At 37.7% G+C, this 7,913-nt stretch carries 6 protein-coding genes; 2 read left to right on the top strand and 4 right to left on the bottom strand.

What is annotated here, in order from left to right; all coding sequences use genetic code 11:
- The 4 genes from RT405_RS01010 to RT405_RS00995 all read right to left on the bottom strand — a co-directional run.
- The coding region (locus RT405_RS01010; RefSeq protein ID WP_313466831.1) for a PucR family transcriptional regulator ligand-binding domain-containing protein at nucleotides 1–477 on the bottom strand (477 nt) is incomplete at its 3' end.
- Nucleotides 478–610: 133 nt separating this feature from the next.
- Nucleotides 611–2,392 (bottom strand): DUF2207 domain-containing protein, encoded by a 1,782-nt coding sequence (locus tag RT405_RS01005; protein WP_313466830.1) that lies wholly within the window; start codon nucleotides 2,390–2,392, stop codon nucleotides 611–613.
- Nucleotides 2,393–2,597: 205 nt separating this feature from the next.
- The gene (locus RT405_RS01000) at nucleotides 2,598–4,037 is read right to left on the bottom strand and encodes a 6-phospho-beta-glucosidase (protein ID WP_313466829.1); all 1,440 of its coding nucleotides are present in this window, start codon (nucleotides 4,035–4,037) and stop codon (nucleotides 2,598–2,600) included.
- Nucleotides 4,038–4,068: 31 nt separating this feature from the next.
- Nucleotides 4,069–5,982 (bottom strand): beta-glucoside-specific PTS transporter subunit IIABC, encoded by a 1,914-nt coding sequence (locus tag RT405_RS00995; protein WP_313466828.1) that lies wholly within the window; start codon nucleotides 5,980–5,982, stop codon nucleotides 4,069–4,071.
- A gap of 123 nt (nucleotides 5,983–6,105) precedes the next feature.
- Between RT405_RS00995 and RT405_RS00990 the strand changes: the two genes are divergently transcribed.
- Both RT405_RS00990 and RT405_RS00985 read left to right on the top strand, forming a co-directional pair.
- Nucleotides 6,106–6,819, top strand: coding sequence for a GntR family transcriptional regulator (locus RT405_RS00990; protein WP_313466827.1), 714 nt, complete (start codon nucleotides 6,106–6,108; stop codon nucleotides 6,817–6,819).
- A gap of 234 nt (nucleotides 6,820–7,053) precedes the next feature.
- Nucleotides 7,054–7,452, top strand: a complete 399-nt coding sequence (locus tag RT405_RS00985) for a VOC family protein (protein ID WP_313466826.1) — start codon at nucleotides 7,054–7,056, stop codon at nucleotides 7,450–7,452.
- Nucleotides 7,453–7,913 lie beyond the last annotated feature (461 nt).

Below are 7,913 nucleotides of genomic sequence, written 5' to 3'. Positions count from 1 at the left end.
TTTTATCATAGCATCAATACTTTCACCTTTTAAAAACATGTTCATTAGATGGTTATGAACTTCTCTCTGAAATTGCAATGCTGATATATGTTGGTCTAAAGAAAAACTAATAATTTCTGACACTAAGTCGGATAGGTTTTCATCGCTATGAATTTCAATAATAGGAAAGTTTAACTCATTGGCTTGCTGCAACATGCTTTGTGGAATTTCTTCAATATACCTACCAGTTTTTATACATATTCCAGCTGCAGCTGCAGCCGAACTTTTAGGTATAATACTATTCATAGCTTCTATACTATTAACTATTGGATACAATGTGGTAATAATCAAGCTGTGTTTTTCAACAAAAGCCCCTATATCTGGCACTTCCATTAAGGTAGCTTTTTCCACCATATTTTTTAATCCTTTTTTTCCAGCAACTACTTTAGCTCCTGAAAAACTTTCCAGCTCCAAAATATCTTGTACTTTTATAGCCATAGCGATCTCCTTTACAATCTCTTTCAGATAACTAGCATTAAAACTGCTCCTAGGTTTTATTTAATCCTCGTCCTATTCTTATGATAGTCCCAGAAATATATTTTTTTAAAATGCATAACTAAGAGTATTTTCCCTAGCGAGCCCCTCCGCCACCTCCACCACCGGCACCTGCTCCGCCACCAAATGAAGTTGAACCTCCTGTTCCGGATACTGCTGATGAAGCACTTGAATGGAATCCGCCACTTGCTAAGCCGCTGGACCAATTCTTTCTAAATCCTGTCATACCGTTCCAATACCAGTAATAGTAAATAAAGTCATTCCCTCCAGAGACATTCGTTGGATTTGGAATTACTTTCTTGAATTCCTTCGTTATCTCCTCACTTCTAAAATATAAAGTATTCCAGAATAAAAATTCTGCAAAAGAAAATGGAGTTGTATTGTCAGTAAATCCTTCTAATTCAACTTCCTCTAAATCATTATCAAATTGAACTAGACGATCAAATAGTTTGTCACCTTCAGGACTAGCAACGGCCACCTCATGCTTCGTTCCCCAGACTTCAATTTCTTTAAATGAAATAAAGCCTTCATTTTCTAAATACTCTTTTGAGTAATCGATCAAATAATCCGCAAAGGTTTCTACTTCTTTGGCGTGTTTTTTTGCCCATTTCTTCATTTTATTGTCTTCAATGAAGCCACTACTATTTGCAGCATCTAACAGCATGAGCCATAATCCCGTTTCATACGTTGTCTCATGATTCGTCTCTATTTGATCAACAAAGTCAGTGAACGACTGATGGTAATGTGCACGCTCTTCTTCAAAATGAAAGATTTCTATTTCCGTGTTAAACCCATCACCAAACAACGTTTTATCTTCGGCTGTGTGGATAATAATTCGTTCTTCTGAAGTCCATTTCAGTAGATAAGCTGAGAAATAATCTTCAAAATACCCTTTTTGAATGTCTTGCAGCAAATAGGCAATTCCCGCAAAATCTTCTCCTTGATAGGGTATCTCTTCTAATAAAATCCCTTTATTTTCTTGGATCCTTTGTGCTCCTGAACGCATTTGTCCCGCTTCTTCTTTTGCTTTTTTTAATTTTCTAAAGTAGGCAATCGCAAAAGCAGCAGTTCCTCCACCACCTACTGCAAAGAGAGACGCGATAACTATCGGAATTGTATTTGAAGAAGCCTCGTTATTATACGCTGAACCATCCATCGCCATTTCACGCTGTTCTTCTAAGGTCATATCTACCTTAGCCTGTGTATGAAACAGTCCCTGTGGAAATTGAAGCAGCATCGTTACATCTTTGCTGCTGTCGACTTCTTCCTCAGCTTTCCAAACGACCGTATCACCTTCTAATTGGAGATCTCCTTCAAAGCCAAATCCCCAGAAGCGGACATTTTCTGTTGTAAAAGGTTCAAATCCAGAAATTTCAACAGTCAGATTTTCTGCTGGAATGTCAGAAAAGGTATCAAAATTCCATAGTAATGCTTGCCCATCTTCCAATTCACGTACTAAATTTGATAAAGTATAAGTTACTTCGTATTCCTGTTGCCCATACTTACCAATCCCCCAAATAAGCTCTAATCCACTACCCGTTTCTACAGTGCCATAGTGCCCGGCCTTTTCCTCTAATGAAGCATCTGAATCCCATTCGTTCACCTCTTGAAAACCAGCTACTGAAAAATCAAGCAGTTTTGAATTCTGCAGGTCATCTAATACAATATATAATTCAGTTCCATCATCCATATTCATTTTTCGATGTTCGGTTACTATACCAGAACCGTCTTCTTGCAATTCCACTTCGATGGTCATATCCGACAACTCATTTTCCGCAAAAACCGTTTCTCCAAATGCCATACTGAACAGAAAAGCCATAAAACCAATACCCATCAACTTTTTTATACTTTTATTCATTTCCTTATCCCCTTCTTTCTTTTGCACGTTTCTTTTATAAGTTTAGTATACACAATATCATTATCCTTTAGGAAATGTTTCCCCTGAATAAAAACCGTAAAGGATTTCCAATCATTGTATCAAAAAAAATAAGCTGCCACTCCTCGTTGTCATTTCGAGGTGCGACAGCCTAAAAAGGTGCTTATGCATGTCTTAAATTAAACTGTTATTTTAACTCTTCACCATTTGTTTCGATGACATTTTTGTACCAATAGAATGAATCTTTCTTAGAGCGTTCCATGGTCCCATTGCCTTCATTGTCGCGGTCCACATAAATCATACCGTACCGTTTCTTCATTTCTCCTGTTGTGAATGAAACGATGTCAATGATTCCCCAAGGTGTGTATCCCATCAATTCAACACCATCGTAGTCCACTGCTTTGATCATTTCTTGAATGTGATTATTCAAATACTCGATCCGTTCTGGATCATGGATACTGCCATCTTCTTCAATAGTATCCACTGCTCCGTAGCCATTTTCAACAATAAATAATGGGATTTGGTATCTATCCCAGAAGCGGTTCAATACATAACGCAACCCTACCGGATCAATTGTCCAGCCCCAATCACTGGCTGACAAATAAGGATTGTCTACTTGATGAGGAATTTTTCCATGAATATTTTCACTGTCATCGTTTTCTGTATTGATATCGACCACATTTGACATGTAATAACTGAATCCTAGATAATCCACTTTCCCATTTGCCAGAATTTCAGCATCGCCTTCCAAAATAGGAATGTTTAAACCCTCACGTTCAAATTCTTTCAGTGCATAGTTTGGATATTTGCCTCGTACTTGTATGTCTGGGAAGAAATAACGCAAATGCATTGATTCTTCTGCCAACATCACGTTATCTGGATTTGAATTCAATGGGTAAATCGGCACGTGCGACACCATTGCTCCAATTTGGAAATCAGGATTAATTTCTTTTCCTTTAGCAACAGCCAATGCACTTGCGAGTAACGTATGATGAGCTGCTGTGTACATCACTTCTTTTGCGTTCTCGCCTTCTTCAACTTGCACACCAACGTTTGTCCACAAGAAAATCGGGTTCGTGTAATCCATCATATTGTTGATTTCGTTAAACGTCATCCAATACGTCACTTTGTTTTTGTAGCGCTCAAACACGACTTCAGCAAATCGCATAAACAAGTCAATCACTTTACGGTTTCTGAAACCACCATAGTTCTTTGCAACATTTAATGGCATTTCAAAATGCGTCAATGTAATCACCGGTTCAATATCATACTTTAATAATTCATCGAATAAATCATCATAGAATTGGAGTCCTGCTTCGTTTGGTTCAGCATCGTCTCCATTAGGGAAAATACGCGTCCAATTAATGGACGTTCTGAGCGCTTTAAGTCCCATTTCTGCAAATAATTTCACATCTTCTTTATAACGATTATAGAAATCAATCGCTTCATGATTTGGATAAAATTTACCCTCTTCAATTGTTTCTGTGATTTCTCGAGGTTTATTCGCCCCTCCAGCTGTCATTACATCTGCAACACTCGGTCCTTTACCGTCTTGGTCCCAGCCACCTTCAAATTGATGTGCTGCGACAGCACCGCCCCATAAAAAGTCTTTCGGCAATTTACTCATACAACATTCCCCCTGATAATATTTAAATTTATTATTTAACAACTGTTAACATCTTCTCACCTGGTTGAACATGGCGTGATTTCTCGCTAGCGACTTGATTAAAGTCAGTTGTATTTGTCACAATCACTGGTGTCACGACTGGATAGCCAGCTTCTTTAATCGCTTCAACATCAAAAGTAATCAACAATTCGCCTTGTTTGACTTCTTGTTCATTTTCCACATGACTTGTAAAGTGCTTCCCATTTAATTGCACCGTGTCCATCCCAATATGAATCAATAGTTCAACTCCATTTTCATCCGTTAACCCGATGGCGTGCTTTGTTGGAAACAATAAGGTTATTTTCCCGTCGAATGGTGCTACCAACTTGCCATCTGTCGGAACGATTGCTCCGCCTTGTCCCATTGCTCCTGAAGCAAAGACTTCATCGTCTACTTCTGATAGGGGAATCAGCTCCCCTTCAAGTGGGGAATGAATTGCAATTTGAGTTCCTTCTACCAATTCTGCTTTATCATGTGCTGCAACTTCTGCTGCTTTTCCATTAACGCTTGCATCAGAAGTGGTTGTTGCTGCAGCTGTTTTAGGCTCATCACCTATGCCAAAAATAAAGGTCAGAACCGTTCCTAAAACAAAGGATACAGTGATGCTTAATACGTATTGCGGAATCGGACCATAAGCTGGAATAGTCAAAACGCTATTAAATGCGTAACTATACATTTGAGCACCGAATAAGCCGGCTAGACCGCCGCCTACAGCTCCTGATACAACCATAATAGGAATCAAGCGACGGTAACGCAAAATTAGACCATATAAAATCGGTTCCGTTACACCCGCAACAATTCCAGAAATAGTTCCGGCAAGAGACAATGAACTTAAGCTTTGATTTTTACGGTAACGTAAGAAAACACCAAAGGCAATGCCCATTTGTGCAAATGTTGCGCCAGCTGCCATCGCATTCAATGGGTCTCCTCCACGAGTCAAGTTATCTAGTTGAATTGGTGCAATTCCCCAGTGAACTCCCAGTATTACAAGGAATGGCCAAACTGCTGCAAATACTATACCAGTCAAGACAGAAGAAAAATCAAGCAGCGCCACTAAACCAGCTGCAATCAGTTGACTGATATATTGAGAGAATGGTCCAAAAATCAAAGCAGATAACGGCACCATAATCAAAATTCCCATCATTGGCACGAAGAAGAGTTGAATCACATCTGGCGTGTATTTTTTAAGGAAACGTTCTAATGGCGCATAGAATGCGATTGCAACCAGCATCGGAAAAACGGTACTAGCGTAATCAGAAATAATTAAAGGAATACCTGCAAAGTCCAACTTTTGGCTGGATTCTATTAATGCTGTGAAACTCGGATCCAAGAGTCCTGCTCCAATAACCCCACCAACAAATGGACTCACTTTTAAGAACCGCGCAGCAGAAAGTCCTATAAATATTGGAAAGAAATAAAATAAACCATTAGAAGCCGCACTTAAGACTGCATAGGTAGAACTTTCAGCATTTAACCAACCAAGCATTGTCAATACTGCTAAAAGCGCTTTAATCATCCCTGAACCTGCTAAAGCTGGAATGAGCGGTGAAAAGGTTCCAGAAATGTATTCAAACACAACGGCAAGAGGATTTTTAGACCGAACGGATTTTTTAATATCATTTGCATCTGATTCCGAATCCTTCCCCGCGCCTGATTGAATGTTATAGTGATCCATAATTTCTTGATACACTTTAGCTACATGATTGCCAATGACTACTTGGTATTGTCCACCGCTTTCAACAGCAGTTAAAATACCTGGATTGTTTTTAAGTGCTTCTTCATCGACCTTGTCTGTATCTTTTAATTGAAATCTTAGTCGTGTCGCACAATGTACCAAAGATTGAATGTTTTCTTCGCCACCGATGTGTTCAACGACAAATTTTGCTGTTTCTTTATTATTTGCCATCACTGCACTCCCTTTATTTTTTGTTCCTATAAAGTGTAAGTGTATGGGTACAATTTGTCAATACCCCTATTTTTTAAAATGTGGTATAATGCTTACGAAAACCCATGGAAAGTGGTGTGTAAAATGGCAAAATATAAAGAAATAGTACGTAAAATGATTCAAAACATTGAATCAAGTGAAATGAATCAAGGGGATAAACTTCCTAGTATCGAAACTTTGATGAAACAATTTGATGCTGGAAAAAATACCATTTTAAAAGCATTAGCTGAACTGGAAAAACAAGCTTATATTTATCAAGTACATGGCAGTGGAAATTTTGTTCGGAAACACAAACGTAAAGGGTATATCAATATTACAGAAGTAAATGGATTACGCAGTAGTTTGCGAGGTTTTGAGTTAGATTCTAAAATGCTCGACTTAAAAGTGATCAAACCTACTCCTGAAGTGATGGCTAACTTAAATGTAGATGAAGACGAAGATATTTATTATGTAAAACGGTTAAGATTGATTGAAGGGCGAAAATTTTCAGTTGAAGAGTCTTACTATTTAAAGTCAGTTGTTCCCTATTTAAATAAAGATATCGTTGAAGCCTCTATCTTCGCTTATCTCATCGATGATTTGAAAATTGAACCGGGATTCACAGACCATTTCTTACGCGTCAGTCAATTAAATAAAGAAAACGCCGACTTATTAAACCTAGAACCGGGGGATCCTACCGTTTTGCTTGAGTCCATTTTCTTCTTAAAGAATGGACAGCCATTTGACTATTCTAAAGTCATCTATCATCATGAAGAGTCCCAATTCTTCGTACAAGGCCATAGTTATATCGGCTTATAGAATTCAATAAGGCTATATACCACTAACACAATTGTCAGTTATGGCCTTTTTATTGAGCGATGATTCCTTTATCTATAACTGCTAGTCTGTCTTCTACAAAAGAGTGCATTTTCATTTATGTAAAGTTAGTCTAACTTTATAATTACGATGGTGATTTAATCGAATATTTTTGACAAAAAAATCACCTCGTGAGATGCTATGCTTATAATAAAATGAAAAGAACGGAGGATTTTTATGGCAACAATGGTTTTTGTCAATTTTCCTGTCTCTGATCTCAAACGTTCAACTGCATTTTATGAAAAACTAGGATTTACTCAAAATAAAGAATTTTCAACAGACGAAGCTGTCTCAATGGTTTGGGATGATCACTTTTGGATTATGCTGCTAAACCACGAATTTTACAGCCGTTTTATTAAAGACAAAAAAATCGCAGATACTCAAACAACTAGCAGTTCTCTCATTGCATTCAGTATGGAGAGTGCTGATGCAGTCAAAAAATTCGCTGAAACAGCCAAAGCCAATGGCGGGGATTTTTACAAAGTTGATATGGGAATACCTGAAGATCAAATGTTCGGCCTTGAAGTGGAAGATCCAGACGGAAATATTTTAGAGCCCAATTGGATGGCGATGTAAGTAGATGTAAGTATAAGATTAAAAACCGTCAGAGAAAATTTCTGACGGTTTTTGTGTTGTACAAAAGAGTTGGATTCTTGACTAAAAAAACTAATAAAAGCTGTGTTTTTCGGGAGTAAGCCGATTACGAGTTATATGTCGTTGGCTCGTAATGAGGATATTCAAAAAATTATTTTCAGTACCTTTTTATAAAGCTAGCATAGCATAATCAAAAAACTCAAAATCATTAATTACTGTCTTACTATCCCCACCTAAGGTACCTAATAAATCTCAAATGGTTGCTTTATTCATCTTTAGCGACTCTTCTCCTGCATAAAACTCATGATCTTTTTTACTTTAATCATTACCTTAACCAAATACTGATCTGGATTTTTTTCTGCAACTTCATCAATGATATATTCCTCATAGGCATCTCCATCAATTTCATAGCCCCTATTTGCTAGTTCATCCAACATTTTTCG

The organism is Carnobacterium sp. (assembly GCF_032094055.1).
Taxonomy (GTDB): domain Bacteria; phylum Bacillota; class Bacilli; order Lactobacillales; family Carnobacteriaceae; genus Carnobacterium_A.
Note: the sequence above shows the minus strand (reverse complement) of the source record. Positions and strands in the feature narration are given on the sequence as shown.

What these genes read in the sequence shown, in the direction of transcription:
- RT405_RS01005 (WP_313466830.1), bottom strand. Translation starts at nt 2,392, where the DNA reads ATGAATAAAAGTATAAAAAAGTTGATGGGTATTGGTTTTATGGCTTTT.
- RT405_RS01000 (WP_313466829.1), bottom strand. Translation starts at nt 4,037, where the DNA reads ATGAGTAAATTGCCGAAAGACTTTTTATGGGGCGGTGCTGTCGCAGCA.
- RT405_RS00995 (WP_313466828.1), bottom strand. Translation starts at nt 5,982, where the DNA reads ATGGCAAATAATAAAGAAACAGCAAAATTTGTCGTTGAACACATCGGT.
- RT405_RS00990 (WP_313466827.1), top strand. Translation starts at nt 6,106, where the DNA reads ATGGCAAAATATAAAGAAATAGTACGTAAAATGATTCAAAACATTGAA.
- RT405_RS00985 (WP_313466826.1), top strand. Translation starts at nt 7,054, where the DNA reads ATGGCAACAATGGTTTTTGTCAATTTTCCTGTCTCTGATCTCAAACGT.